The 26491-nt window shown below is 70.8% G+C and carries 23 protein-coding genes and 1 pseudogene; 4 read left to right on the top strand and 20 right to left on the bottom strand.

The annotated features are described in order from the left end of the window. Positions 1–5 precede the first annotated feature (5 nt). The 6 genes and pseudogenes from ureG to FHU35_RS19700 form a co-directional block, all read right to left on the bottom strand. Complete coding sequence (ureG, locus tag FHU35_RS19675) at positions 6–704, bottom strand: urease accessory protein UreG (protein ID WP_145741881.1); 699 nt, start codon at positions 702–704, stop codon at positions 6–8. Then, the gene (locus tag FHU35_RS19680) at positions 697–1365 is read right to left on the bottom strand and encodes an urease accessory protein UreF (protein WP_145741883.1); all 669 of its coding nucleotides are present in this window, start codon (positions 1363–1365) and stop codon (positions 697–699) included. Before FHU35_RS19680 ends, ureG begins: the two co-directional genes overlap by 8 nt. Positions 1366–1374: 9 nt before the next feature. Beyond that, entirely contained in the window at positions 1375–3084 is a 1710-nt protein-coding gene (locus tag FHU35_RS19685; RefSeq protein WP_145741885.1) for an urease subunit alpha, read from the bottom strand. 185 nt (positions 3085–3269) lie between these two features. Continuing rightward, a pseudogene (locus FHU35_RS29970) lies at positions 3270–3551 on the bottom strand (urease subunit beta); the annotation flags it as partial. Continuing rightward, positions 3548–3850, bottom strand: a complete 303-nt coding sequence (locus FHU35_RS19695; protein ID WP_145741889.1) for an urease subunit gamma — start codon at positions 3848–3850, stop codon at positions 3548–3550. The gene FHU35_RS19695 and the pseudogene FHU35_RS29970, both read right to left, overlap by 4 nt. A 332-nt stretch (positions 3851–4182) precedes the next feature. Next, positions 4183–5694 carry a PucR family transcriptional regulator gene (locus tag FHU35_RS19700; protein ID WP_145741891.1) on the bottom strand — a complete coding sequence of 504 codons (1512 nt, stop codon included), beginning with the start codon at positions 5692–5694 and terminating at the stop codon, positions 4183–4185. A gap of 112 nt (positions 5695–5806) precedes the next feature. Between FHU35_RS19700 and FHU35_RS19705 the strand changes: the two genes are divergently transcribed. Further along, positions 5807–7276 (top strand): purine-cytosine permease family protein, encoded by a 1470-nt coding sequence (locus FHU35_RS19705; protein WP_145741893.1) that lies wholly within the window; start codon positions 5807–5809, stop codon positions 7274–7276. Between the two features lie 33 nt (positions 7277–7309). Next, positions 7310–8188 carry a polysaccharide deacetylase family protein gene (locus FHU35_RS19710; protein ID WP_145741895.1) on the top strand — a complete coding sequence of 293 codons (879 nt, stop codon included), beginning with the start codon at positions 7310–7312 and terminating at the stop codon, positions 8186–8188. Here the strand turns inward: FHU35_RS19710 and FHU35_RS19715 are convergent, their stop codons facing one another. The 7 genes from FHU35_RS19715 to FHU35_RS19745 all read right to left on the bottom strand — a co-directional run bounded on the left by FHU35_RS19715 (position 8189) and on the right by FHU35_RS19745 (position 16487). Continuing rightward, entirely contained in the window at positions 8189–9007 is an 819-nt protein-coding gene (locus tag FHU35_RS19715) for an IclR family transcriptional regulator (RefSeq protein WP_145741897.1), read from the bottom strand. A gap of 87 nt (positions 9008–9094) precedes the next feature. Then, positions 9095–10315, bottom strand: coding sequence for an aminopeptidase P family protein (locus FHU35_RS19720; protein WP_145741899.1), 1221 nt, complete (start codon positions 10313–10315; stop codon positions 9095–9097). Beyond that, the gene (locus FHU35_RS19725; protein WP_246110426.1) at positions 10312–11649 is read right to left on the bottom strand and encodes an MFS transporter; all 1338 of its coding nucleotides are present in this window, start codon (positions 11647–11649) and stop codon (positions 10312–10314) included. The genes FHU35_RS19720 and FHU35_RS19725 overlap by 4 nt, the downstream gene beginning before the upstream one ends. 304 nt (positions 11650–11953) lie before the next feature. Continuing rightward, positions 11954–13627 (bottom strand): class I adenylate-forming enzyme family protein, encoded by a 1674-nt coding sequence (locus tag FHU35_RS19730; protein WP_145741901.1) that lies wholly within the window; start codon positions 13625–13627, stop codon positions 11954–11956. A gap of 84 nt (positions 13628–13711) precedes the next feature. After that, complete coding sequence (locus FHU35_RS19735; protein WP_145741903.1) at positions 13712–14458, bottom strand: SDR family NAD(P)-dependent oxidoreductase; 747 nt, start codon at positions 14456–14458, stop codon at positions 13712–13714. Positions 14459–14512: 54 nt separating this feature from the next. Then, positions 14513–15661: an acyl-CoA dehydrogenase family protein gene (locus FHU35_RS19740; protein ID WP_145741905.1), complete on the bottom strand. Its 1149-nt coding sequence runs from the start codon at positions 15659–15661 to the stop codon at positions 14513–14515. A gap of 31 nt (positions 15662–15692) precedes the next feature. After that, positions 15693–16487 carry an enoyl-CoA hydratase-related protein gene (locus FHU35_RS19745; RefSeq protein WP_145741907.1) on the bottom strand — a complete coding sequence of 265 codons (795 nt, stop codon included), beginning with the start codon at positions 16485–16487 and terminating at the stop codon, positions 15693–15695. A gap of 275 nt (positions 16488–16762) precedes the next feature. Between FHU35_RS19745 and FHU35_RS19750 the strand changes: the two genes are divergently transcribed. Next, the gene (locus tag FHU35_RS19750) at positions 16763–17437 is read left to right on the top strand and encodes a TetR/AcrR family transcriptional regulator (RefSeq protein WP_222429435.1); all 675 of its coding nucleotides are present in this window, start codon (positions 16763–16765) and stop codon (positions 17435–17437) included. A 90-nt stretch (positions 17438–17527) separates the two neighbouring features. After that, positions 17528–18406, top strand: a complete 879-nt coding sequence (locus FHU35_RS19755; protein WP_145741911.1) for a universal stress protein — start codon at positions 17528–17530, stop codon at positions 18404–18406. Positions 18407–18422: 16 nt separating this feature from the next. Here FHU35_RS19755 and FHU35_RS19760 read toward each other — a convergent pair whose 3' ends face one another. Genes FHU35_RS19760 through FHU35_RS19790 form a run of 7 tightly spaced genes read right to left on the bottom strand, consistent with a single transcriptional unit; the run spans position 18423 to position 26486 of the window. Then, complete coding sequence (locus tag FHU35_RS19760; RefSeq protein ID WP_145741913.1) at positions 18423–20012, bottom strand: ABC transporter ATP-binding protein; 1590 nt, start codon at positions 20010–20012, stop codon at positions 18423–18425. Beyond that, the gene (locus FHU35_RS19765) at positions 20009–20806 is read right to left on the bottom strand and encodes an ABC transporter permease subunit (RefSeq protein ID WP_246110427.1); all 798 of its coding nucleotides are present in this window, start codon (positions 20804–20806) and stop codon (positions 20009–20011) included. Before FHU35_RS19765 ends, FHU35_RS19760 begins: the two co-directional genes overlap by 4 nt. Next, positions 20803–21750: an ABC transporter permease gene (locus FHU35_RS19770; protein WP_145741915.1), complete on the bottom strand. Its 948-nt coding sequence runs from the start codon at positions 21748–21750 to the stop codon at positions 20803–20805. The genes FHU35_RS19765 and FHU35_RS19770 overlap by 4 nt, the downstream gene beginning before the upstream one ends. Further along, entirely contained in the window at positions 21750–23285 is a 1536-nt protein-coding gene (locus FHU35_RS19775) for an ABC transporter substrate-binding protein (protein WP_145741917.1), read from the bottom strand. The genes FHU35_RS19770 and FHU35_RS19775 overlap by 1 nt, the downstream gene beginning before the upstream one ends. Beyond that, on the bottom strand, positions 23282–24571 hold the full coding sequence (locus FHU35_RS19780; protein ID WP_222429436.1) for an MFS transporter: 1290 nt from the start codon (positions 24569–24571) through the stop codon (positions 23282–23284). The genes FHU35_RS19775 and FHU35_RS19780 overlap by 4 nt, the downstream gene beginning before the upstream one ends. Further along, positions 24568–25713 (bottom strand): PLP-dependent cysteine synthase family protein, encoded by a 1146-nt coding sequence (locus FHU35_RS19785; RefSeq protein ID WP_246110428.1) that lies wholly within the window; start codon positions 25711–25713, stop codon positions 24568–24570. The genes FHU35_RS19780 and FHU35_RS19785 overlap by 4 nt, the downstream gene beginning before the upstream one ends. Continuing rightward, a complete protein-coding gene (locus tag FHU35_RS19790) occupies positions 25710–26486 on the bottom strand; it encodes a Rossmann-like domain-containing protein (RefSeq protein WP_246110477.1) in 777 nt (258 codons plus the stop codon). Before FHU35_RS19790 ends, FHU35_RS19785 begins: the two co-directional genes overlap by 4 nt. Positions 26487–26491: the final 5 nt, after the last annotated feature.

Raw genomic sequence — 26491 nt, forward strand, 5'->3', positions numbered from 1 at the left:
TCCGCTCACCCGTGCCGGTGGACGTGCGGAGCCATCGGTCCCGGATCGACGGCGGTGCGCGCTCCACTGCGGTGCTCGGCCACGAGGTGGTGCACCCACTTGCACAGGTCGCCGACGGACGCCTGATCCGCGCGGGACAGGGCGAGCGTGGGCAGACCCGAGCGCACCGATGCGGCGTCCTCGATCATCCGGGCGACGTCGACGTCCACGTGGGCCGCGAGGTCGGTCTTGTTGATCACCAGCAGGTCGGCGCGCTCGATGCCGGGACCTCCCTTGCGCGCGACGTCGCCACCGCCGGCCACGTCGATGCAGAAGATCTGGGCGTCGACCAGGGCGGGGCTGAACGTCGCCGTCAGGTTGTCCCCGCCGCTCTCCACGAGCACGACGTCCAGCGGTGCGAAGGCGTGCTCCAGGTCCTCCACGGCGATGAGGTTGGCGGTGACGTCGTCGCGGATCGCCGTGTGCGGGCAGGCTCCGGTCTCCACCGCGCGAATCCGCTCCACCGGCAGAACCCCTGCCGCGCGCAGCATTCGGGCGTCCTCGTCGGTGTAGATGTCGTTGGTGACCACCGCGAGCTCCAGCTCGTCGGCGAGCTGCGCGCACAGCGTGGCGATCAGAGTGCTCTTGCCGGTGCCGACCGGTCCGGCGATGCCCAGCCTCAGCGGCCGGGACGCAGCGGTGCGGTGGTGTTGGTGTTCAGGCAACGAAGATCCTCCTCGTGCGGTTCTCGTGTTGCAGAGCCCAGTGCTCCGCCAGTGGTGCGGTCACCGCGGGCAGCTCGGCCGGGCAGGTGACGGCGGTGGCGATCTCCACCGATTCGCCGATGACCGCGCTCGATTCCCAGACCCAGCGCGCGGTGTCGACCGGATCGACGGGCAGCAGCTTGAGCGCCGCCGCCGCGACCGTCTGGGAGTCCTCGTACAGGCACGCCCGCGCGACGCGGGCGGCGTCCATTCCCATGGCCGCCGCCACGACGCCCAGCGCCACCGGGCGCTGCGGCGCCGGGCCGATCGCGTCGAGGGCGGCCACGGCCGGATGGTCCGGCCACCACCGCTCGGCCAACCTGACCAGTCCCCTGCCGAGCAGCGCCGAGGCCGCGCGCACCGGTTCGGTCGGGGTGCGCGCGAGCAGCGCGTCGTGGATCTCGTCGAGCCGCACGTGCTGCTCGCCTGCGGCGCGCAGGGTCAGGACCGCGGCCGAGGCGTCGACCAGCGCGACCGAGCGCAGCCGTGCGCGGAGGTAGTCGGGAACCTCCGCGGGGCCGATCCCGGCCGCGAGCGCCGGTTCGAGCCCCGCCGAGTGCGCGTGTCCGCCGGTGGGGAGCCGAGCGTCCGCCAGGAGCATGGCTCCCAGGTCGGGGTCCATCGGCGCTCCTCAGAACAGCGAGTAGCGCTGGGCCAGTGGCACCGTCGCGACGGGGTTCGGGCGGACGCGCTCGCCATCGATGCTGATGTCGAAGGTTTCCGGGTCCACCTCGATCCGGGGCAGCGCGGTGTTGTTCGGCAGGTCGTGCTTGGTGACGCCGCGGGTGGGGCGCACGGCGGCCAGCCTGCGGCGCAGGCCGAGCTGGTCGGCGAGGCCGTTGTCCAGCGCCGCTTGCGCCACGAAGCTCACCGACAGGTGCGGTGCCGACCCCGGTGCGTGGGGCAGCGCCGGGCGCATCATGACCGGCTGCGGCGTCGGGATCGTGGCGTTGGGGTCGCCGAGCGCACCCCACACGGCGGCACCGCCCTTGATCACGGTGAACGGCCGGATGCCGAAGAACGCCGGGTCCCACAGCACGAGGTCGGCCAGCTTTCCCGGTTCCACGGAACCGATCTCGTGGTCGATGCCGTGCGCGACCGCGGGGCAGATCGTGTACTTGGCGACGTAGCGCCGGGCGCGTTCGTTGTCGGCGGGCAGCGACGAGCCCAGCGACCCGCGCTGGTTCTTCATCACGTGCGCGACCTGCCAGGTGCGGCACACGACTTCACCGATGCGCCCCATGGCCTGCGCGTCGGACGAGGTGATCGACATCGCCCCGATGTCCTGCAGGACGTCCTCGGCAGCCATCGTCGACGCGCGGATGCGCGATTCGGCGAACGCCAGGTCTTCGGGGACCTGCGGGTTGAGGTGGTGGCACACCAGGAGCATGTCCAGGTGCTCGGTGACGGTGTTGACGGTGTGCGGCAGCGTCGGGTTCGTCGAGGCGGGCAGCACGTTGGGTTCCCCTGCGACGACGATGATGTCGGGCGCGTGCCCGCCACCGGCGCCCTCGGAGTGGAACGCGTGGATGCCTCGGCCGTCGATGGCGTCGAGGGTGTGCTGCACGTAGCCGGTTTCGTTGAGGCTGTCGGCGTGCAGCGCGACCTGCAGGCCGAACTCGTCGGCGGCGCGCAGGGCCGAGTCGATGGCCGCCGGGGTCGCGCCCCAGTCCTCGTGCACCTTGTACCCGCCGGCCCCGGCCAGCGCCTGCTCGGCGAGGCCTTCGGCGCTGACCGTGCTGCCCTTGCCGAACAGGATGACGTTCAGCGGCAGGTGGTCGAGCGCCCGGTGCATCATGGCCAGCGACCACGAGCCGGGGGTGACGGTCGTGGCCTTCGAGCCCTCGGTCGGTCCGGTACCGCCGCCGATGACGGTCGTGGTGCCGGTGGCCAGGGCTTCGGCCATCTCGGCCTCGGTGAGGAAGTGGACGTGGGTGTCCACGGCGCCGGCCGTCAGGATCTTGCGGTCGCCCGCGATGACGTCGGTGGTCGGCCCGATGCGCAGGTCGGGGTGCACGCCGTCCATCACGTCCGGGTTCCCGGACTTGCCGACCGCGACGATGCGCCCGTCGCGGACGCCGACGTCGCCTCGGACGACGCCCCAGTGGTCGAGCACGATGACGTTGGTGATGACCAGGTCCGGAGCGCCCTCCGCCCGCGTGGTCATGCCCTGCGCACCGGATTCGCGGATGCTCTTGCCACCACCGAACACGGCTTCGTCGCCACCGACGCAGAAGTCCTGCTCGATCTCGATCCACAGGTCGGTGTCACCGAGCCGCACCTGATCCCCCGTGGTCGGCCCGTAGAGCTTCGCGTACTCGCGACGACCGATCTCGCTCAACGTCCCTCCTCCGTTCGCTGCTGGTCGGAACCGGGTTCGCGCTCGTCGGTGGCCGGTTCGTCGGTGACCCTGGCCCGCGCGGGCGGGGAAGCCGTGTCGGGCATCTCGGGTTCGGAACCCGGCGTCCCGTAGGGCACGACCTTCCTGGGTTCCCTGGCGTGAGTGGGCATTTCGCGCTCCCGGATCTGAAGGCCGGGCACGTGCCCGGTTCCGCCGAGGGCCACCAGCTCGACGAGCCTGCTGACCCCGGGTTCGAAGCGCACCGACGTGCCCGCCGGGGCGTCGAGCCGGTATCCGCGGACGGCGTCGCGGTCGAAGGTCAGCGCCGGGTTGGCGTCCGGGAAGTGCAGGTGGGCCCCGACCTGGATCGGCCGGTCACCGTCGTTGACCACCAGCAGCGTTCGCTTCTCGCGTCCCGCGTTGAGCTCGATGGGGGTGTCGCGGACGCGGACCTCGCCGGGGATCACGAGATCGGGTCCGTGATCGTGACGAGCTTGCGCCCGTCCGGGAACGTCGCTTCGACCTGGACGTCGGGAAGCATCTCGGGAACGCCCTCCATCACCTCGTCACGCGTGAGCACGCGTCTGCCCTCGTTCATCAGCGCATCGACGCTGAACCCTTCGCGGGCGCGCTCGATCGCCCAGCAGGACAGCAGCGCGACCGATTCCGGGTGGTTGAGCAGAACACCGCGCTCCCGCCGATCGCGGGCGATCATTCCGGCGACGCTCAACAACAGCTTCTCCGTGTCAGACGGAGTGAGATTCATGAACACACCTCGCGTCCCTGCGTTTCGCGCCCGACTGTAGGCCACAGCGGAATCGTTCGCACAACGAGCCGGGAGCAGCGGAATTGTTGATCGAGAACAGCGAACCTGCAGTTCAGAGACTCACATCGACTGGGCCGGAACAGCTTTCAGTCCAGCAGGACGCCACTTGAAGAAATTCGTCCGCTTGAATTCGTTTGGCGACTCTCGCCACATCCCGCATTTTTCGCACCCGGAGGAGGGGAACGCAAGAACCGAAACAAAGTTTTACCACTCGCGCGATCGGATTTAAAAACTCCGCAACACGGCCCCGAACGGAACAGCTCCTGCTGAATTCAGCCGGTCTCGCCGCCGGCCAGCACGTTGTGCAGACGGACCGCGACGTGCAGATCGCCGAGCTTCTCGGGATCGGTCACGTCGGCTCCGAGGCAGGCGGAGAGCTTCTCCAGCCGTTGGTAGAGCGTCTGCCTGCGCACGTGGAGGCGTTCGGCGGCACGGGTCTTGTTGGCCGCGCAGTCGAAGAAGACCTCCAGCGTCCGCAGCAAGCGGTCCCGGACCTCGCTCGGCTCGTCGAGCACCGCTCCGAGCTGCTCGCGGATGTACCGGCGCAGGACTTCGTCGGAGTCGAGCTGGTGCACGAGCCGGTGCAGCGACCAGGCGGCCGCGTCGACCACCCCGGTCGCCTCGCGCTCGGCGACCTCCAGCTGCAGGCAGCGACGTGCTTCGACGACCGCGTGCCGGATCCCGCCGCTGCCGGTGACCAGCGGCCCCACCCCGACGACCGGGGTCTCGGGCGCCTGGGCACCGAGCTGGCGCACGTCCTGGATCAGACCTCGCCGGGAACGTTCGGGGTGGCGCGGCTCGAGCGCGACCAGCGCCAGGTACTCGTGGTCGTCCGCCTGGCCGACCGCTTGCCGGCCGTTGCGCTGCAACGCCTGCTCCAGGCTCTCGCGCACCCCCGCGTCGACCTGGCCGGTGACGACGGCGACGAACGAATCAGCGCCCTTCAAGCCGGAATTGGTGATGAGGACGTCGAGATCGGCCTGCGCGCCGGCCGGGTCGCGGAGCTGGTGGAACAGCGCGCGAGTCGCACGCATCCGGGGCGTGGGCGGCTGTTCCCGCAGCAACGCGAGCGCGAACGCCTGCGGAGCCCGGTGCAGGGCCGCCTCCAGCACGAGCGGGTCGACGCCGGGGCCCGCCAGCACCTCCAGCTGCGCGGTGCTGATGCCGTGCACGGTGAGGGTGGCGCGCCGCGTCACGGACTCGCCGGACTCGTCCTGACCCGGCCCGGGCGCTCGCGAGAGCACCGCACCCGACCGGTCCCGCACCACGACCACGGCCCCGGTGATCTCCGCGAGCGCTCCGGTGAGCTGCTGCAGGCCGGCTCCCGAGGTCAGCTGGGCCGACAGCACGTCGGAGAGGGAGTCGGCCAGCCGCAGCCGGTGCACGGAATCGTTGATGAGCAGCCCGTTGACGTCCTCGGTGATCTGCACGAAGGGAACCGGCCGGTCGAACCGGATCAGCGGGAACCCCTGCTTCGCGCACTCGTCGATCACCGCGTCGGGCACTCCGGTGCCGGTGCTGGCCGTCTCCACCGCGAGCGCCGCGACCCCGCGGGCCGCCAGCTCCCGGACGTAGGAGCGCTGACGTGCCGGTCCCGCTCCCGAGAGCACCACCCCACCGGTGAGCAGCAGCTCGCCGCCTCGGAGCAGCGGCGCGATGTCGATGACCTCGCTGGAGTGCACCCACCGGACGCTGCGCGAGCCGCACCCGGCTCCGACCAGGAGCACCGGGTCACCGCCTTGCACGCTGGGGTGACGGAGCACCTCGTCGAGGGTCATCTGCATGACAGATCGTCCACCAGGGATCGGGAATTGATTTACGGAACGTACCTTGTCCCCCGCCTCCCCCGGCAACAAGCATGGGCGAACGCCTTAGGACAGCCCGGAGGGAGACCCGATGAAGAACTCGGCAACGGACGACCCCGCGAGAGGTGACCTCGAAGAATCCCTCCAGCCCATTCCGGAGGACGCGAGGACGCGCAGGGTCTCCGGCCAGTTCTGGATCTGGGCCGGTGCGAACATCGCCCCGATCAACTGGGTCCTCGGCGCGCTGGGCATCGAGCTGGGGCTCGGGCTGTCCGACACGTTGATCGTGCTCATCGCGGGCAACTTGATCGGCATGGCCCTGTTCGGCCTGTTCGTGCTGCTGGGCCAGCGCACGGGCGCGACCGGGATGGTGCTGTCCCGGGCGGCGTTCGGCCGCCGGGGGGCGTACCTGCCCGCGGCCATCCAGGCGCTGCTCGCGGTGGGGTGGTGCGCGGTCAACACCTGGATCATCCTGGACCTGGTCATGGCGCTGCTAGGCGAGCTCGGGCTGGTCGACCCGAACGCGCAGAACCACGCCGCCAAGCTCCTGGTGGCCGCGGCGATCATGCTCGCCCAGGTGGTCATCTCCTGGTTCGGCTACCGCGCCATCGCCGGGTTCGAGCGCTGGACCGTGCCCCCGACGATCGCGGTGCTGGTGCTGATGTCGCTGGTCGCGTGGACCCAGCTGGAGATCGACTGGAGCTACGCGGGCCCGCCGGGCGAGGTCCTGACCGGCATCGACCGGCTCAGCGCGATGACGGCGGTGATGACCGCGATCGGGATCGGCTGGGGCATCACGTGGTTCACCTACGCCGCCGACTACTCGCGGTTCGTCAGCACCGAGGTGCCGCGTCGCCGCCTCTACCTCGCCAGCACGCTGGGGCAGTTCCTTCCCGTTGTCTGGCTCGGCGTGCTCGGCGCGTCACTGGCCACCAAGAACGGCGAGGCCGATCCCGGACGTCTGATCGTGGACAACTACGGATCGCTGGCCGTGCCGGTGCTGTTCCTGGTGATCCACGGCCCGATCGCCACCAACATCCTCAACATCTACACCTTCGGCGTCGCCGCGCAGGCGTTGGACATCAAGGCGTCCCGCCGCACGCTGAGCACGGTCGTGGGCGTGTTCGCGATGCTGTGCGTGGCGCTGTTCGTCTTCCACGGCGATCTCGCGTCCGTGCTGGACTCCTGGCTGGTGTCCCTCGTGGCCTGGGTGGCCTCCTGGGCCGGGATCATGCTCGTCCACTTCTTCGTCCTGGAGCGCGGGACCGCCGACACCGCCCGGTTGTTCGGGCCCGTGGGCACCGGGCGGCTGCCGGACTTCAACTGGGCCGCGCTGTTCGCCTTCGGTTCCGGAGTGGTGGCCACCTGGCTGTTCATGCACGGCGTGCTGGAGGTCTTCCAGGGGCCGATCGCCGGTGCGATGGGCGGCATCGACCTGTCCTGGCTGGCCGGCGGCGCGGTCTCCGCGGCGATCTACGCCGCGACCGGCCCGCGGATGCACCGCCGGTACCTGCCGGACGCGGCGAGCCGGGGCGACGTGCGCGATCCCTCCCCTTCCTGAGCGGTGTCATTCCCGATGTGCAACGAGGTGAAGATGTCCGAGACTCCCGGATCGTTCCCCTGGCAGCGCGGCGTGCGCGCCGCTGCGGCGCTGACGTTCGACGTGGACGCCGAATCCTGCGCGCTGGTGCAGGACCCGTCCTCGGTGAACCGGATGTCCCTGATGGGCCACCAGTCCTACGGGCCCCGGGTGGGCGTGCCGCGGCTGCTGCAGGTGCTCCGCCGCCAGGACGTGCGGGCGACCTTCTTCGTCCCCGGCTACACGGCCGAGTGCTACCCCGACACCGTGCGGGCCATCGTCGACGACGGCCACGAGGTGGCCCACCACGGCTACATCCACGAGTCGATGCGCGGTCTCTCCGAGGCCGCCGAAGCCGAGTACCTGGACCGGGGGCTCGACGCGCTCGACCGCGTCGCCGGTGTCCGGCCGACCGGGTACCGCGCGCCCTGGTGGGAGATGAACTGGCACACCCCGAAGCTGTTGGCGGAGCGCGGTTTCACCTACGACTCCAGCTTGCTCGACGACGACGTCCCGTACCTGATGACCACGTCGGGTCCGGGTTCGGCGGAGCTGGTCGAGATCCCGGTGGACTGGTCGCTGGATGACTGGGAGCAGTTCGCGTTCTTCCCCGGCTGGACGGGCAGCGGGGTCATCGAGAGCCCGATGAAGGCGCTGGAGATGTGGTCGCTGGAGGCCACGACGCGCCACGCCGAGGGCGGGTGCTTCGTGCTGACCGCGCACCCGTTCCTGTCGGGCCGCCCGACCAAGGCCCACGTCCTCGACAAGCTTTTGGAGCTCCTGAAGTCGCTCGACGGGATGTGGGTGACCTCGCTGGCCGAGATCGCCGCGCACGCGCGGCCCGAGTGCGGCCCGGCCCGCACGCACGAGCCGCTGCAGGACGTGCCGCTGTGATCAGGGGCGCGGCGGCGCCACGTCGGTGTCGCCGCGCCCGCCCAGCCGGGCGGAGATCTCCGCGGCGGTCTCGCGCACCGCTCGCGCCAGCTCCTCGCGCAGCTGGGCGGAGACGCGGAAGCTCGGTGCCGACAGCAGCAGCGCGGCCACGACCTGGCCGCGGTGGTCGCGCACGGGCGCGCTGATCCCGACCTCTTCCACGTGCGATTCACCGGCGTTGATGGCCACTCCGCGACGGCGCACCTCGGCGAGCCGTTCGAGGTAGGCGTCGACCTCGGCGTCGTCGTTCGTCGCCGGGCGCAGCAGTCCCCGTTCCAGCAGGTCCCTGGCGCGGCCCTCGGCCAGCTCGGCGAGGAAGACCTGAACCGACGCGCTCGCCGCGGTGGTGTAGCGGGTTCCGATCGGGGTGGTGTGCTTGACCTGCTTCGGGCTCGGGACCTGCTCGACCGAGATGGACTCGTGGCCGCTCCAGACGACCAGGGCGCTGGTCTCCCCGGTGCGTTCGGTGAGCCGTTCCAGCGAGGGGTAGGCCAGCCGGCGGACGTCGAGGTTGGCCAGCAGGGGTCCGGCGAGACCGATGAGACCGGAACCGAGCCGGAACCGCCCGCTGTCCGGGTCGCGCTGGACGAGGTCCATCTGCTCCAGCTGGCCGAGCAGCCGGGACACCGTGCTCTTGTGCAGGTCGACCCGGCGAGCGATCTCGGTGACCCCGAGCGCCGGTTCGTCCACCGAGAACGCGTGCAGGACGCGGAAGCCGTTGTGCAGCATCGAGGAAGCGCTCCTGGCTTCCTGCCGGTCGATCTCGTCGTTGTCGGTCATGGTTCTCCTGCACCACCGCACATCGCTCGCGGCTGCGGGCCGCGCCGGCGACCAGATCGGTCACCGGCGCGGCCCGTCGTTGCGCCGTCAGGCGGAGATGATGTTGTGGTCGGGGCCGTAGGGGAAACGGGTGATGTTCTCAGCACCGTTCTCGGTGACCACGAGGATGTCATGCTCGCGGTACCCGCCCGCTCCTTCCTGGCCTTCCGGGATGGTGATCATCGGCTCCATGGACACGACCATCCCCGGTTCGAGCACGGTGGTGATGTCCTCCCGCAGCTCCAGACCGGCTTCGCGGCCGTAGTAGTGCGACAGGACGCCGAAGGAGTGGCCGTAGCCGAAGGTGCGGGACTGCAGCAGGCCCTGCTCGTCGTAGATCTTGTTGAGCTCGGCGGCGATGTCACCGCAGACCGCACCCGGCCGGATGAGCTGCAGGCCGCGTCCGTGCACCGCGGTGTTGACCTCCCAGTACCGCAGCTGCGCCGCGTCGGCCTCGCCGAAGACCAGGGTGCGTTCCAGCGCGGTGTAGTAGCCGGCGATCATCGGGAAGCAGTTCAGGCTCAGCAGGTCGCCGCGCCGGACCTTCCGCGAGGTGGGCCAGTTGTGGGCGCCGTCGGTGTTCACGCCGGACTGGAACCACACCCAGGTGTCGCGCAGTTCCGCGTCCGGGAAGGTGCGCGCGATCTCCCGGACCATCGCCTGGGTCCCGGCCAGCGCCACCTCGTACTCGGGCACTCCTTCGGCGACCGCGGCGGTCACGGCGGCTCCGCCCAGGTCGGCGATGCGCGCGCCCTCCTTGATCAGCGCGATCTCCTCCACCGACTTCACCATGCGCTGCGCCATGGCCGCCGCGGAGACGTCGACGAGCTCGAAACCGGGCAGCGTCCCGGTGATCCGGGCGCGCAGCGCGGGCGCCATCTCGTCGTCCTCGACGCCGAGCCGGCCCGAGGTGACGCCGGCATCGGAGAGCACCGAGGCGATGGCGTGCTCGAAGTTGTCGCGCTGCCAGTCGGTGTAGACGATGTTGTCCCCGAAGCTGCGTCGCCACGGCTGTCCCGCGTCGATGTTGGCCGAGACGGTGACGTGGCTGTTGGCGGTGACCACCAGCGCGTAGTTCCGCCCGAAAGCGGTGTAGAGGAAGTCGCTGTAGTAGTTGATGTTGTGGTAGCTGGTGAACACCACCGCGTCCACGCCGTTCCCGGCCATGTGCTCGCGCAGCGCGTCCACCCGCCGCTGCATCTCCGCCGCGGAGAACGTCGGGGCGACGCGTTGTCCGTTGTGGATGTTCTTGAGGCGTTCCATGCTCATCGAGCCGGTCCTTTCTCCTGATCAGTGCTGATCTGCTGTGCGGGTCCGCGGTCCGGCCCTCGCGGGTCCGCACCGGGTGGGACGTGACGCGCGGCGCGCATGACCAGCACCGCGGCGACCCCGGCTGCGGCGAGGTACCACGCGGGAGCGACCGGGTCACCGCTCACGTGGATCAGGGAGGTGGCCACGAACGGCGCCGTCCCCCCGAACAGCGCGTTGGCCGTGTTGAAGCTGAACGCGAAACCGCTGTAGCGGACGTGCGTCGGGAACAGCTCGGCCAGGAAGGCCGGGAGCGTCCCGTCGTTCGTGCTCAGGATGATGCCCAGCGCCGCGTGGATGAGCACCACGCCGACGACACCGCTCGTCCCCAGCAGCAGGAAGACCGGGATCGACAGCACCGCGAACAGCACTCCCGCGGTGGTCAGCATCATCGGGCGGCCGACCCGGTCGGACGCGTGGCCCATGAGCAGCACCGCGCCGATGTAGATCACGAGCGTGACGGCGGTCGAGACCGAGGAGCTCACCTCGTCGAGGCCGAGCTCGGTCGTCAGGTAGGTCGGCATGTAGCTGAGGAGCACGTAGAACCCGACCGCGTTGAGGCTGGTGGCCCCGAACGCGATCAGCAGGCGGGCCTTGTTGCGCGCGAAGACGTCTCGCAGCGGGGCCTGCACCGCCGACTGCTGCCCTTCCAGCTCCCGGTACTCGGGGGTGTCTTCGAGCTTGAGCCGGATGTAGCGGCCGATCAGCCCCAGCGGTGCCGCGAGCAGGAACGGAACGCGCCATCCCCAGGACGACATGGCCTCGTCGGAGAGCGTCGAGGTCAGCGCCGTGACCACCAGCGAGCCGAGCAGGAGCCCGCAGGCGGTGCTCGCGGGCACGACGCTGGTGCACAGGCCTCGTCGCTTCCGGGGCGCGTACTCGTACAGGAAGGCCGAGGCTCCCGCGTACTCACCGGCCGCCGAGAACCCCTGCACCAGCCGGGTCGCCAGCAGCAGGAGCGGAGCGGCGATGCCGACCTGCGCGTGACCGGGCAGCAGGGCGATCACGAAGGTGGCGGCGGACATGATCAGGATCGACAGCGACAGCGCGTTGCGCCGCCCGACCCGGTCGCCGAAGTAGCCCCAGAAGAGTCCGCCGATCGGCCGGATGATGAACGACGACGCGAAGACGCTGAAGGTCGCCAGCAGCCCGGCGGTGGGCGAGGTGCCCAGGAAGAAGACGCCCGCGATGGTGGTGGCGAGGTAGCCGTACACGGCGTAGTCGAACCACTCGACGAGGTTGCCGATGAAGCTCGCGCTGACCACTCGGCGCATCGTCGACGGCGCAGGTGTCACGCTCCCTGGATCGGACGTGTTCTCGGGCACTGTGCCCACTCCCCCGTCGGTCGAGTCGGCGATGCGGGTGCGCACCGGCGCGGTCGCTCGCGTCCACCGTGGTTCGTCACGAGCAACACTGTTGCATTTCAGGCAACGTAGGCACCGGGGTTGACCCTGTCAACATCCACCCAGGGGGCGAGCGGGTCTGATCGAACGCGAAACCTCCTTATCCGGAGAAGGAACTCCTGCTCACCGCGCGGCCGCGGAGGAGTCCGTCATCAGGAAGTAGCCCAACGTAGTTGCATCTCGCGCAACCGCGAGCTCACTCGACCGCCTGCACCGCACCGGGCGCCTCGAACAAGCCCTGCGCGTACTCCTCCTCGGCCTGCTGCCGAGCCTTGTAGTGGACCTTCTTGCCCGTGGCCGTCATCGGCAGCTCGTCGACCAGCCGGTACGCCCTCGGGCGCTTGTACGCGGCGAGCATCGGGTGGCGGCGGCAGTGCCGCTCGCACTCGGCGGCGGACAGGTCGTCCTGGGCGGGCACCACGTAGGCGACCACGAGCCGGCCCCAGCGCTCGTGGGGGATCCCCACGACCATCGAGTCGGCGATGCCCGGGTGTTCGTTGAGGACTTCCTCGACCTGCACGGGATGCACGTTCTCGCCCCCGGAGACGATCATGTCGTCCTTCCGGCCGACGATCGTCACGTACTCCTGGGCGTCCCAGGTGGCCAGGTCGCCGTTGTAGAGCCAGCCGTCCTTGAACTTCGCGGCGTCCTGCTCCGGCGCGTTGAAGTAGGCGTAACCGCACTTCGGGGACCGGACGATCACCTCGCCGACCTCGGAGCCGTCCTTGGCGACCGTCTCGTCCGGTTCGGCCAGCCGGTCGCCGAGCACCTGCACCACCGCGATGTCGTCGTCCGTGCACGCCCGACCGGCGCTGCCGGCGTGCTCGGGCAGGTCCGAGGGGCGCAGGAAGCTGTTCCAGAACGCCTCGGTGGTGCCGTACCCGTTGAAGATCCGGGGGCAGAGGACGTCCTGGTAGTGCAACGCCGCCTCGCGCTCCAGCGGCGCACCCATGGTGACGATCCCGCGCAGCGTCGAGAGGTCCCTCGGCTGCTCGGCCTGGACCTGCGCCAGCATCGCCAGGTTGGTGGGCGCGCCGATGAGGAAGGTCAGCCCGAAGCGTTCCACGTGGTCCAGGCACGAGGCCGCGTCGAACGTCCGCATCGGCACCACCTGGGCGCCCAGGTAGAACGCGGGGTTCGGCCCGCCCGCGTACAGACCACCCCGGTGGAACCAGGGCGTCATGTTCAGCGTGCGGTCTTCCGGGGTCAGCAGGAAGTGCATGATCACGTCGTGCGCGCTGAAGACCTCGACCACGCTGTTGAGCGGAACGCCCTTGGGCATCCCGGTGGTGCCCGAGGTGTAGAGCCTGGTGCTCTCCTCGTAGACCGTGCGCGACACCGCCGGGGGCTTCTCCCCCGCCGGCGCCAGGAGGTCCTCGAACCGCACCGAGGCGAATCCGCCGTCGGTGGGCAGAGGTTCGCCGTCGCCGACCGCCACCACCAGCTCGGGCCGGTGCGTCGCGCGCTCCACGGCTCCCCGAGCGACCTCGGCGAGCATCGTGTCGTAGAGGTAGACGCGCGGCCGGCTGTCGTCGAGGATGTACGCGGTTTCGCCGGGCGAGAGGCGGAAGTTGATCGGCGCACCTACGGCTCCACACGCCTGCGTGGCGAGGTAGAGCTGCGCGAACTCCAGCCCGTTGAACAGCTGGTACACCACCAGGTCGCCGGGCTGGACGCCGGCGCGGGCGAGCCCGGCGGCCAGCCGATCCACGCGGTCCCCCAACTCGGCGTAGGTCCAGCTCGTTCCGGTCAGCGGGCACTGGATCGCCACCGAATCGGCGAACCGGTGCGTGTTGCGGCGGAATCCGGCGTAGTAGGTGAACTCGTTCTCGAAGAACCTCTTGTACGCCGCGGGATCGTAGGTGCTCATGCTTGTTCCTCCTCGTTGAGGCCGAGCGGACGAAGTCCACATCGGCCTGATCGGCCGACGGGACTCCTTCGAGCAGAACCGCTTTCAGCTCATCGTCAGGCCGCCGCTGACGCTGACGGTCTGGCCGGTGATGTAGCCGGCCTCGCCGGAGGCGAGGAACGCCACCGCGTTCGCGAGGTCCTGCGGGTCGCCGAGGCGGCGCAGCGGGATCGCCTTGGTCAGCGCTTCGCGGAGCTTCGGGCTGTCGCCACCGATCGAGGCGAACAGCTCGGTGTCGGTGGGCCCGGGGCACACGCAGTTCACGTTGATCTGGTTCCTGGCGACCTCACGCGCGAGCGTCTTGGTGAACGCGATCACCCCGCCCTTGGCCGCCGAGTAGACGGCTTCCCCTGACGAACCCACCCGCCCGGCGTCGGACCCGAGGTTGACGATCGCGCCGCCGCCCTGCTCGACCATCGTGGGCAGCACCGCCTTGGTCGTGTGCAGCATGCCGAAGAGGTTGATCGCGACGACCCGGTCCCAATCCGCCTCGTCGCTGTCGATGAACGGGCCCGCCTTGTCCCAGCCCGCGTTGTTGACCAGGACGTCGACCCGGCCGAACCGGTCGCGGGTCCGGCCGATCATGGCCTCCACGGACTCCTTGGACGTCACGTCGGCGTGGAGCCCGATCGCCCCTCCGCCGATCGCCTCGGCGGTGGACGCGGCCGTGGTCTCGTCGACGTCGGAGACGACGACCTCGGCCCCCTCCTCGGCGAGCTTCTCGGCGATCGCGCGGCCGATCCCGCGACCTGCGCCGGTCACCACCGCGACCTTCTCCTCCAGTCGTCCCATGCTCTTCCCTTCCCGCACTCGCCGGATGTCCTCGATCTGATGGCCCGGATCGGCTCACGGCGCCTTGGCGCGCCCGAGCTTCTGCCTGGCGATGATGAGCTTCATGATCTGCGCGGTCCCGTCGCCGATCTGCAGTCCCAGCACGTCCCGGAGGCGCTGCTCGACGGGCAGATCGGTGCGGTAGCCGTACTGGCCGTGCAGCAGCAAGCAGTTCTGCACGACGTCGAAGGCGGTCTTCGGCGCCCACCACTTGCACATCGCGGCCTGCTCGGTGTGCGGCAACCCCTGATCCTTCAGCGAAAGTGTCTGGTAGCACAGCAATCTGGCCGCCGTGAGCATCGTCTCGGCCTCCGCCAACGGGAACGAGACGCCCTGGAACTTGCTCAAGGGCTGGTCGAACGCCTCCCGCTCGCTCACGTAGCGCCAGGTCTCGTCCGCGGTCAGCTGCGCGACGCCCACGCACTGCAGGCCGATCAGCGCACGGCTGAAGTCGAAACCCCGCATCACCTGCGTGAAGCCCTCGCCCTCCTCGCCGAGCAGGTGGCTCGCGGGGATCCGCACCTCGTCGAGGTGCACGGCGCCGCGCCCGACCGCCTTCGTGCCCATGTCCGGATACGGCTCGCGGACAACGCCTTCCCGGTCCAGCGGGACGAGGAAGGCGCTGATCCCCTTGCCGCGCGCCTGCTGATCACCGATGCGCGCGAAGACCACGGCCGCCGCGGCGGAGTGGCAGAACGACAGCGACTTCACCCCGCTCAGGACGTAGTCGCCGCCGGAGCGCCGCGCCTGCAGACGAGGCATGCCCGCGTCGGAGCCGGCGTGCGGTTCGGTGAGGCCGATGCCGACGATCTCCTCCCCCGCGCAGATCTTGGGCACCCACTCGGCCGCGACGTCCCGGTCGGCGCTGCCCGCCAGGATCTGGCCCACGAGGGATCCGACGACCTGCAGGTAGGACACCGAGAAGTCACCGCGCGCGATCTCCTCGGCGAGGATCCCGGTGGTGACCCGATCGCACCCCCGGCCACCGAGCTCGGCGGGGAGTTCCGGAGCGATGAAGCCTCGCTCGCCCATCTCCCGCCGGACCTCCGGTTCGATCAGGCCCTTCTCCTCGCGCGTCCCGTAGGCCGGGGCGAGCCGTTGTTCCGCGTAGCGGCGCGCTTCGTCGCGGTACCGCTGCTGGTCAGAAGACAGCGTGAAGTCCATCGCCGCGCTCCCCGTCGAGATGTCGCTGTGGTCAGAGGGCCGCGTACTCGCTGAAGTCGGGCTTGCGCTTCTCGGCGAACGCCGTGGCCCCCTCCTGCGCCTCGCCGGTCTCGCCGAAGACGCTGAGCGCGGACATGGCCATGTTGCTCAGCCCCGCCTGGTGCTCGGTGTCGGCGTTGAAGGACTGCTTGAGGAACTTGATGGCGGTGGGGCTCAGCACCGCGATCTCCTCCGCCCACCGCTTCGCCTCGTCCACCAGCCGGTCCCCCGGGACGACGGCGTTGACCAGGCCCCACCGCTCGGCCGTGGCGGCGTCGTACTGGCGGCACAGGAACCAGATCTCCCGCGCCCGCTTCTCGCCCACGATCCGCGCCAGGAATGCCGAGCCGAATCCCGCGTCGAACGACCCCACTCGCGGGCCCGCCTGACCGAACTTCGCGGTCTCGGCGGCGATCGTGAGGTCGCACAGCACGTGCAGCACGTGCCCGCCGCCGATGGCCAGACCGTTGACGGCCGCGATGACCGGCTTCGGGATGTCGCGGATGAGCTTGTGCAGGTTGCCGATCTCGAACATGCCGCTCTCGGTGGGCCCGTAGTCACCGGTCTCGGCGCGCTGCTTGACGTCGCCGCCGGTGCAGAACGCCTTCTCGCCGGTGCCGGTGAGGATCACGACCCGGACCCGGGAATCGGCCCAGGCGGACCGGAACGCGGCGATCAGCTCCTCGACGGTCTTCCCCCGGAAGGAGTTGTAGCGGTCGGGCCGGTTGATCGTCACCACCGCGGCAGAGCCTTCCACCGCGTACTGGATGTCCTCGTAGCTGCTCATCTGGCTGTTCTCCTCACCGCTGCAACTCGCTGACCTGCGGCGCAACACGTGCCGACGAATAGACGAACGGATGTTCAGTAGAAATGAACGTTCATTCACTGCGTGTGAATAGTGGTTCAGTCTGTGGCAGGGTGTCAAGGAGCGGTCCGGGAACCGAGGGGCTCCCGCCTCGTCCGACGAGCAGTGGAAGCCCCCGGGAACCGGCCGCCGCCCCCTCTGTGAACATGGCGTCATCACGGATGAACGGACGTTCACCTGCGACCAGGGAGACCGATGTGACCACCTCCGCCCGTCCGGAGCCGCAAGATCCCAACGAGGCCGCTCGCGCCGTCCGCACCGAGTGGCGCAGCCGGCAGTTGCTCACGGCTGCAGCGCGACTCATGGAGCGCAACGGTTTTCACGGGGTCTCGATGCAGGCGCTCGCCGACGAGGCTGCGGTCAGCGTCGGCCTGATCTACCGGTACTTCGGCAACAAGGACGAACTGCTGCTGGCGGTGATCGTCAACGTCCTCGAAGCGTTCGCCGGGCAGGTGCCCGCCGCGGTGGAGGCCGCGGGCGACGACCCGGTGGAGCAGGTGGCCGCGGCGTTCCGGGCGCACTGCGAGGTGATCGACGAGCACCGGCACGCCGCCGTGCTGACCTACCGGGAGAGCGGGAGCCTGAGCACCGAGGGCCGGAACAAGATCAAGGACATGGAGATCGCCACCAGCGATCCGCTCCGATCGGCGATCCGGGACGGGGTCGCCGGCGGTCGTTTCGTGGACGTCGACGTCGAGCTGGTGACCCACGACTTCCTGCTCATGGCCCACGGGTGGGCGCTCAAGCACTGGCACCTCGAGCGGACCCTGCAGTTCCACGACTACGTCGCGAAGCAGACCGCGCTCATGTTGGGCGCCCTGCTCGCGCCCGAGCACCGCGACGACTACCGGCACCTGGTCGCACCGACCTGATCCGGCCGGAAACCGCTGCGGTCCAGCTTTTTTCGACGATCACCCGAAATCCGGGATGCCGCTGCGCGATCGTCGTGGGAGCCTTGTGGCATGTCGGGAAACTCGCGTGGTGATCTCGCGCGTTCCGAGACCGCCGCGGTCCGTTCGATCCTCGTGGCGACCGACTTCTCCAGCGCCGCTGATCTGGCAGTGCAGCGCGCGTTCGACCTCGCCCGGTTCCACGGCGCGCAGGTCACGCTCGTCCACGCGGCCCCGCTCGGCGCGAGCGACGCCGTCCTGAGCGAGGCCGAGCGCCGATTGCGGGACATGACCCGAGGCACTCGGGTGCCGGCCGTTCCGCTCCTGGCCACCGGTGAGCCGAGCGCCGCGATCTCGCAGGCCGCCGAAGAGCTCGACGCGGACCTGGTCGTCACCGGAGCGCGCGGAACGCACTGGCTGCGGAAGCTCTTCCTCGGTTCCACGGCGAAAGCGCTCCTCGCCGCGATCTCGGTGCCCGTGCTGCTGGCGAAACGCGAAGAAACCTCCGAGTATTCGACCGCGGTCCTGGCCGTGGACGCCACCCGACGCTCCTTCCAAGCCGTCGGGCGCGGTATCGCCCTGGTCCCCGACGCGAGGCGCGTGCTGGTGCACGGCGTGACGGTGCTCGGCGAGAACATGCTCCGGCTGGGCGGAGCCGACGACGAGGCCGTCGGTGAGCTGCGCGACGGTCAGCTCGCGACGGCACGCCCGGAGATCGAGCGACTCGCCGGCGAACTGCTCCCCCCGCCGGACGAGGTCGTCGTCGAAGCGACGCAGGCGCAGGCGCTGATCTCGACGCTGTCCGCCCTCCAGGACGCCGATCTGCTCGTGGTCGGCGCGGAACGCCGATCGAACCTGAGACACGCGTTCATGGGCAGCGTCAGCGAGCAGGCGATGCAGAAGGCCCCGTGCGATGTCCTCGTCGTACCCCTGGAACCCGAACGGCCTTGAGGCTCGGCGAACCGGTTCAGCGCGGCTGCGGATCGCCTCGTTCAGCGGGCGGTTGATGGTGCTCGCGCGCGGCGGCAACCAGTGCTCGTGCGGTGCGCGAGCGCGGAGTGGTGAGCAGCTCGTGCGGGGTGGCCGACTCGACGAGGCATCCGTCCTGCATCAGGTGAACCTCGTCGGCCAGCTCCGAGACCGCCGCGAAGTCGTGGCTGATCAACAGGATTCCCACGTCCAGCGTGGACTTCGCTGCCTCCAGCGCGCGGAACAGCTCGGACTGGTTGATCACGTCCAGCGCCGAGGTGATCTCGTCGCAGATCAGCACCGACGGGTGGGCCAGCAGACCGCGCGCGACCGCCGCGCGCTGGAGCTGACCGCCGGAGAGTCCCGCAGGTCCCCGCCGGGCTTGCACCGGATCCATGCCGAGGTCGGCCAGCGCTTCCTCCGCCTCCGCCAGCGCCTCGCCGCGGGGGACGTTCCTCAGCAGCTCCGCGGTCCTGGCGACCTGCTGGATCACCGGGCGGTGCGGGTCGAAGGCGGCGCGGGCGTCCTGGTGGACGTGCTGCACCTGGCGGCGGTGCTCGCGCGGCCGTTGGCGCGCGGTCGGCGCCAGTTCGGCCTCACCGAGCAGAACCCGACCGGCGTCCGGGCGGGTCAGTCCGGCGAGGCAGCGGGCGAGGGTGGTCTTGCCCGCACCGGAGGGGCCCACGATCGCCGCGCACCAGCCCGGCCGGACCGCCAGCTCCACGCCGGTGAGCAGAGGCGCGCCGTCCTTCGCGCGGTGCCCCAGCCCTTCCGCGCGCAACACCGGGTCCGGCCGGTGACGCGCCTGCCCGGAGTCAGCGGTCAGGACCGGTTCCGCCGCGAGGATTTCCCTGGAGCGCGCGTGCGCGGGCGCGTGCAGCGGGCGAGTTCCGGGCCCGCTCTCGACGATCCGGCCCTCGTGCAGCACGAGGGTGTCGTGCGCCAGGCGCCGCGCGAGCGGCAGGTCGTGGGTCAGCAGGACCAGGGCCGTTCCCCTGGCGGCCAAGTCCTCCAGCATGTCGGCGGTCTCGGACTTGGTGAGGGTGTCGGCCCCGGTGGTGGGTTCGTCGAGGATGACGATGCCCGGTTCGGTGATCAACGCCTGGGCGAGCGCGACGCGCTGCTGCTGACCGCCGGAGAGCTGGTGCGGAAAGCGGCGCAGCAGAGCCGGTTCCGGGTCCAGCCGTGCGGTGGCCAGTGCGCCCCGAACGGCCTCGTCCTGCTCGGCGCGGCGCGGGTGGCGCAGGGTCGCCAGCTCGCGCAGCACCTTGCCGATGCGCCGCATCGGGTTGAGCACCGCGGCCGGGTGCTGCGGCAGCACCGAGGTCGTGCCGGCGCGAGCGCCGCGCCGCTGCCCGTCGGTGAGCTCCAGCAGCTCGGTGCCATGCAGCCGGACCTCGCCGGAAAGCGCGATGCCGGGCGGGGATTCGCCCTGCAGCGCCCACCCGAGCGTCGTCTTGCCCGCGCCCGACCGACCGATGACGGCGAGCGCGGTCCCGGGCCGGAGATCCAGGTCGATCCCGTCGAGCAGCACGTGCTCACCGGCGGTGGCGCGGAGTCCGCGCGCGGAGAGGATCGGCTCGGTCACGTCGACACCACCTCACGTCGCGCCACTGTCCGGTCGATCGCCACGTTGATGCCGATGCACAGGGCCACCAGCAGGAACGCGGGCACCAGGACGGCGAGGGGTTGCAGGAACAGGGCCTCCCGGTTGCGCTCCACCAGCACGGCCCAGTCGCTGGCCGACGAGGCCAGCCCCAGACCGAGGAAGTTCGCCGACGCCATCAGCTGCAGCACCAGGATCAACCGGCTCCCGGCGTCCACCGCGACCGGCCCGAGCACCGCTCGACCGGTGTGCAGCAGGTGGATCCGCCACCACGGTTCGCCTTGCAGGACCATGCTCTCCACCACCGTCCGGCAGCCCGGCGCGATCGCCGCGCTGCGGGTCAGGCGCACGATCGCGGGCAGCTGCAGCACGACGACCGCCGCCACGAGTCCGACCGCACCCTGCCTGCCCGTCGCGGCCAGCACCAGCAGCACCAGCAGTCCGGGCAGCGCGAGCAGCACGTCCAGCCCGTGCAACGCGGTTTCCTCGACCCACCGCCGCGACTGCCCCGCCAACACCAGTCCGATCGGCACGCTCACCAGGTAGGCCAGCAGGAGCGCCACACCCGTCAGCAGCACGACCGTTCGGCCGCCGGTGAGCACGAGCGCAAGCACGTCCCGGCCGAGCACGTCGGTGCCCAGCGGGTGCGCTCCGTCCGGCGGCATCAGCGGACCGGCCTCCGAACGCGTCGAACCGGCCAGCACCGGTCCCAGCACCGCCACGCCGAGCGGGATCCCGACGAGCAGCCACGCGATCACGGCTCGCACGCGCTTCACGCCCTCACCTCCCGCTGCGGCACCAACCGGCGCGCGGCGACGTCGGCGGCGATGTTCACCAGCACGGTCGTCAGCACGAACACCAGGGCGTAGCCCTGAACGACCGGCAAGTCGCGGGCTTTGACGGCGTCGACGAACCCCGACCCCACGCCGTCGAGCCCGAACAGCGCCTCCACCACGACGACCCCGCCGAGCAGCCCGTCGACGGTGCGGGCCAGCTGCTGCACGGCAGGAGCGCACCCGTTCGGCAGCACGTGCCGCAGCAGCACGTTCCGCTCCGGAAGCCCGAGCATCCGCAGGTGGGTGGCATATCCGGCGTGCGTCGCCTCCGCCACGCCGACCCGGACCTGCCGGGTCAGCGCGCACAGCTGCTTGCACACGAGCACGGTCACCGGCAGCACCAGCACCGCGGGTTGATCGGCCAGCGAGAGCCCGGAGAGCCCTGCGCCCGTCGCGGGCAACCAGCCGAGCTGCAGCGCGAACAGCGCCACCAGCACCATCCCCAGCGCGAATTCCGGGACCGCGTTGAGCGCGACGATCACCGCGTTCAGCGCGCGGTCGGTGCGCGAACCCGGCCGGACACCGCTGGACACCCCGATCAGCGCCGCCAGCGGCAGCACCACGGCCAGCGCGAGCGCCGCGAGCACCGCCGTGCTGGCCAGGCCGCGGCCGATCTCGTCGGACACCGCTCGCCCGGTCAGCAGCGACGTCCCTAGGTCGCCGCTCAGCAGCCCGCCGATCCAGTCGAGGAACCGCTGCGCGGGCGGCTCGTCGAGACCGAGCTGGTGCCGCAGCGCCGCCACCTGCTGCTCGGTGGCGTTCTCGCCCAGCACGACCACGGCGGTGTCGCCCGGGAGCCACGAGGTCAGCACGTGGACCGCCACGGCCACCGCGGCGATCTGCAGGACCCCGGTGGACAGGCGCAGCAGGGCGAACTTGAGCATCAGCCCAGGACGGCGTGGTCGAACCGCGCCCAGTCCAGCGAATTCGGCGGAGCGGCCCGCAGGCCCCGGACGCCCGGAGCGACGGCCACGTTCCAGTTGCTGAAGCCCCACACCATCAGTCCGCTGCGCTCGTGGGCCATCTGCTGCGCCTCGGCGAGCAGCCGGCTCCGCTGGGCTTCGTCGGCGGTCGCGAGAGCCGCGCTGAACAGCGCGTCGAACTCGGGCGACTGGAACCGCGTGTAGTTGTTGTTCCCGCTGCCCCGGATCATCCGCTGCTCCAGGAAGGTCGCCACCGGCAGGGCCGCTGTCCTGGTGAGCGCGGCGACGCCCTGGTCCTTGATGTCGGAGAAGTAGGTCTCCGACGGGCGCACCCGCGGCGTGGCGCGGAGGCCGACATCGCCGAGCTGCTGAGCGATCAGGGTCGCCGCCGGCTCGAAGTACGGGTCCGCGCCACTGGTCAGCAGCTCGAACTGGAGCCCGTCGGCTCCCGCCTCGCGCAGCAGCGCGGCGGCCCGGCCCACGTCGCGCGTGCGCTGCCCGACCTCCGTCGCGTAGTGGCGGAGCCCCTTGCCGAACAGGTCGTTGCCCACCTCGCCCTTGCCGCTGAGCGCGACGTCAACGAGGGCCCGGCGATCCACTCCGAGCAGCGCCGCCTGGAGCACGCGAGGATCGTGGAACGGCGGGCGGTCGACCTTGAACGCCACGGCTTGCATGGTGCTGCGCGCCGCGGACAGCAGCTGCGCCCGCTGGTCGCCTTCGAGCCTGCGGGCCGCGTTCGCCCCGATGTCGTGGGCGTAGTGCACCTGGCCGGACAGCAGCGCCGAGACCCGGGCCGATTCCTCGTTGACGGGGACGAACTCCAGCCCGGCGAGCTCCGGCGCACCGGCCCAGTGACCGTCGAACCGCGTGAACACCGCGCTCGATCCGGGATGGAAGTCGTGGAAGCGGAACGGCCCCGATCCGACGGGGGCGCGGAAGTCCGTCGATCCCGCTGGGACGATCTCCGCACCCGGGGCTCCCCACGCGGACGGGAACTCGAAGTTCGGTGCGCTCAGCACGATTTCGAGCTCGGTGGCCGAACGCGCGCGGCTCGCAGCGAAGTCCACGGTGGCGAACTGCTTGGCGGCGGTCGCGGACGTCGCCGGGTCGGCGATGCGTCGGTAGCTGTAGAGCACGTCCTCGGCGGTGACCGGGCGGCCGTCGTGGAACCGCGCTCCGCGCAGCCGGATCAGCCACCGGGTGCCGGTGCCGTCGGGTTCCCAGGACTCCGCGAGGTGCGGGAGGACGCTCATGTCGTCGCCGTAGGTCACCAGCGTGTCGAACAGCGCCTTCGCGCGGGCCTGGTCGACGAACAGCGAGCTGGTGTGCGGGTCCAGCGACTCCTTGGCGCCCGACGTCGGGAACGCGGCCCGGAGCCGGTCACCTCTGGCGGCACCGCCCGCGCACCCGGCGAGCGGCAGGGCCGCCGCCGCGCCGATCGCGGTGGTCAGCAGCCGCCTGCGGCTCCACCGCGCGCGGTCACCCGGTTCGCTCATGCTCTCGTTCCTTCCGCTTCTTCCTGGTCGCTCCGGTCACGATCGGCTCGGGCGAGCAGACCGCGGCGTTCCATCAGCCCGGTGCCCAGCGCCCCGGCCACACCCACCGCGCACAGCACGAGCCAGGGAGCCCAGCGCAGCTCGGGGCTGGTGAAGCCGTCGAGCAGCGCACCGACGAGCCAGCTGACACCGGCGGCCACCAGGCTGGACACCAGGTAGTAGAAGCCGTAGTAGGTCCCGGCCAGGCGCTCGCTGCCCACGATCGGCAGCAGTTCCATGGCGAACGGGTTCGTGATCGCCTGGCCGACGGTGAACAGCACGGTCGTCACCAGGACCGGCACGACGGCCGGCAGCACCGCGCCACCGGTGTCACCCACGTCTCGCGTCGGCAGCAGCGGCGCCGCGGCCAGCAGCGGGACGAACGACAGGCCCATGCACGCCAGCCCGATCGCCGCGGAACGGCCCGCCGACCAGCGGGCGCGGCACCAGTCGGTGATCCGGACCTGCCCGAAGACGCCGATGACCGTGGAGACCACGAACACCGCGGTGATCGCCCAGGACAGGCCGGACACGCGCTGCGCTTCCAGCGGGAGCGTCAGGTAGAGCTGGTTGTAGAGGCCGAAGTACGCCGAGAGCGCCAGCGTGAAGGCCAGGAAGCGCCGGTTGGTGACCACCTCGCGCCAGCTGTCGAGCACGCCGCTGCTCTGCGGCTCGACCTCCTTGCGCGGCAGCACGAGAACCTGCGCGACCGTGAGCAGCGCGAACGCCAGGCACGCCACCAGCGCGACCAGGCGGAAGTCGACCGCCAGCAGCGCCGCGCCGAGCAGCGGCCCGACCAGCGTGCCCGCGTGAGCGAACACGTTGAACACCGAGAACGCCTCGGCCCGGCGCTCCCCCGCCTCGTGCATCAGGTAGGTCCGCACGGCCGGGTTGAAGAACGCGCCGGCGAGTCCGGTCAGCACCACGGCCACGACCAGTCCGGGCAACGAGGTCAGGAACGCGAAGAGTCCGAACGCCACGACCCGCAAGGCGCACCCGAGGATGATCATCGGGCGGCAGCCGAGCCGGTCGGCGGCGGTGCCCCCGAGCAGGAACATGCCCTGCTGGCTGAGATTGCGCACGCCCAGCACGAGACCGACGACGGCGGCGCTGTAGCCGAGGTCGTGGCTCATGTACGAGGCGAGGAACGGCAGCAGCATGTAGAAGCCCACGTTGATGCCGAACTGGTTGACCACCAAGAGCCTCGCCGGCACGGAAAGCTGCCGGAAAGCGGTCCTGCTCGTCACGGGGTCGTCTCCTCCTCACACACCGGGCACGGCGCTCGGTCCGCGTCCCGTCGGCCGCACGGGTCGGCGACCGCGCGACATCGAGCCCACGGCAGTCCCGCCGATTCGGCCACGGTCTCCACTTCGGACGGATGGGTGGCGACCGGTACCAGACCGTGCTGCCTGCAGAAGTCGTCGTCGTAGACCGATTCCCAGTACCGGTTCGGACCGTCCGGGAAAACCGCTGCTACGCGGTCGGTTCCGAGGTCGTTCGCGCACCACGCCGCGACCATCGCTGCGGCGCCGGTGCTCCAGCCACCGGTGACGAAGCACCCCGCGGCCAGCCGCCTGCACGCGTCGGCCGCTTCGGCGGGTCCGACCCAGTGCACCTCGTCGAACTGCCCGTAGGCGACGTTGTCCGGGTGGATGCTGCTGCCGAGACCGCGCATCAGGCGACGCCCGGAGGGCTGCCCGAACACGCTGGATCCGGGCGAGTCGACGCCCACGATGCGCACCTCGGGCCACCGCTCCCGCAGCGCGGCGGCGATTCCCGCGCTGTGACCGCCGGTTCCGACGCTGCAGACCACGGCGTCCAGCCGCTCGAACTGCTCGGTGAGCTCCCGGCCCAGCGCCCGGTACCCGGCCGGGTTGTCCGGGTTGTTGTACTGGTCGGGCCAGTACGCGCCGGGCAGCTCGTCGAGCAGCTCGCGCACCCGCTCCAACCGCGCCCGTTGCCACCCGCCGACCGGGTGCGGCCGGGACACGATCTCCACGCGAGCACCGTGGGCGCGCAACAGGGTTCGGGTCATCGCGTCGAGCTCGCTGTCGGCGACGATGACCACCGGGTGCCCCAGCGCGGCTCCCACGTAGGCCAGCCCGACCGCGAGGGTGCCGCTGCTGGACTCGACCACCGCCTCGCCCGGCCGGAGCTCGCCGCGAGCTCGTGCGCCGCGCAGCATCGACAGCGCTGCGCGCGCCTTCATCGTCGCCGGGCCGACGGATTCCAACTTGGCCCAGAAACCGGGGTGCTGCTGGGGAAGCGGCGTGGACACGCGCAGCACCGGGGTGTTGCCGACGAGGTCGAGCAGCGACTCGCACCTGCGGCCACCCGCACCGTCTCCGGCGGGCTCGACGTCGTCGGCCACCTCCTGCACGGGGATCACCGGTGCCCTCCCTCGTAGAGGTGGATGCCGGTGTCGTCCCCGCTGAGCCAGAAGAACGGGTAGGGCTCCGCCGACAGCGCGGTGATCTCGCGTCCCAGCATCTCGCGGAAGACCGCGCTTCCGGTCTGCGCGAACACCACCAGCGGGAGCTGCCGCAGGTGGCAGCGTCCGACGACGTCGTCGAGCGTGCCGTTGCCCAGCACCATGCCCGAGGCCAGAACCGCGTCGGCACCGTCGATCGCCACCTGGTGGTCGGCGAGGATCTCGTCGCCGAGCTCGGTGCGGCCGCCCTTGAGATCGCAGGGAACGCAGTCGATCCCGCGTTCCCGCAGGGCCGCGAGCAGCGAGTTGACCACGCCGATCACGGCGACGCGGGAGCCCGCGGGCACCGGCACGAGTTCCGCGACGGCGCGGGCGCGCGCCATCGACTTCTCCAGCGACGTGCCCGCCGGGATCCGCACCGCGCGCGAACGCGGGTGCTGCGCGTGCGGGACGGCGTCGGCCAGGCAGGCGTCGAGCACCGCCACGCGCACCTCCCTGGACGGGTGCTCCAGCAGTTCGGCGACGTCACCACCGACGATCTCGCGGACCACCTCGTCGTCGAGCGCGCCCGGCTCGGCCGCGCAGGAGCCCACCGCGGAGCCCACCCGCACGCTCAGCACCGTGTTCACGTAACCGTTGCGCCTGCCGGAGTGCTGCGCCGCCTGCACCGTCAGGAACGCGACCGAGACCGTCGCGCCCGGCTCGGCGGACCCGCGCAGCTCGGCGATCACGCGTT

Source organism: Saccharopolyspora dendranthemae (assembly GCF_007829955.1).
In the GTDB taxonomy this organism is placed as follows: domain Bacteria; phylum Actinomycetota; class Actinomycetes; order Mycobacteriales; family Pseudonocardiaceae; genus Saccharopolyspora; species Saccharopolyspora dendranthemae.

Coding starts and splice junctions, on each gene's coding strand:
- FHU35_RS19680 (WP_145741883.1), bottom strand. CDS start 1,365: ATGGACCCCGACCTGGGAGCCATGCTCCTGGCGGACGCTCGGCTCCCC.
- FHU35_RS19720 (WP_145741899.1), bottom strand. CDS start 10,315: ATGAGCATGGAACGCCTCAAGAACATCCACAACGGACAACGCGTCGCC.
- FHU35_RS19775 (WP_145741917.1), bottom strand. CDS start 23,285: ATGAGCGAACCGGGTGACCGCGCGCGGTGGAGCCGCAGGCGGCTGCTG.
- FHU35_RS19755 (WP_145741911.1), top strand. CDS start 17,528: ATGTCGGGAAACTCGCGTGGTGATCTCGCGCGTTCCGAGACCGCCGCG.
- FHU35_RS19740 (WP_145741905.1), bottom strand. CDS start 15,661: ATGGACTTCACGCTGTCTTCTGACCAGCAGCGGTACCGCGACGAAGCG.
- FHU35_RS19695 (WP_145741889.1), bottom strand. CDS start 3,850: ATGAATCTCACTCCGTCTGACACGGAGAAGCTGTTGTTGAGCGTCGCC.
- FHU35_RS19735 (WP_145741903.1), bottom strand. CDS start 14,458: ATGGGACGACTGGAGGAGAAGGTCGCGGTGGTGACCGGCGCAGGTCGC.
- FHU35_RS19770 (WP_145741915.1), bottom strand. CDS start 21,750: ATGCTCAAGTTCGCCCTGCTGCGCCTGTCCACCGGGGTCCTGCAGATC.
- FHU35_RS19715 (WP_145741897.1), bottom strand. CDS start 9,007: ATGACCGACAACGACGAGATCGACCGGCAGGAAGCCAGGAGCGCTTCC.
- FHU35_RS19745 (WP_145741907.1), bottom strand. CDS start 16,487: ATGAGCAGCTACGAGGACATCCAGTACGCGGTGGAAGGCTCTGCCGCG.
- FHU35_RS19710 (WP_145741895.1), top strand. CDS start 7,310: ATGTCCGAGACTCCCGGATCGTTCCCCTGGCAGCGCGGCGTGCGCGCC.
- FHU35_RS19730 (WP_145741901.1), bottom strand. CDS start 13,627: ATGAGCACCTACGATCCCGCGGCGTACAAGAGGTTCTTCGAGAACGAG.
- FHU35_RS19705 (WP_145741893.1), top strand. CDS start 5,807: ATGAAGAACTCGGCAACGGACGACCCCGCGAGAGGTGACCTCGAAGAA.
- FHU35_RS19700 (WP_145741891.1), bottom strand. CDS start 5,694: ATGCAGATGACCCTCGACGAGGTGCTCCGTCACCCCAGCGTGCAAGGC.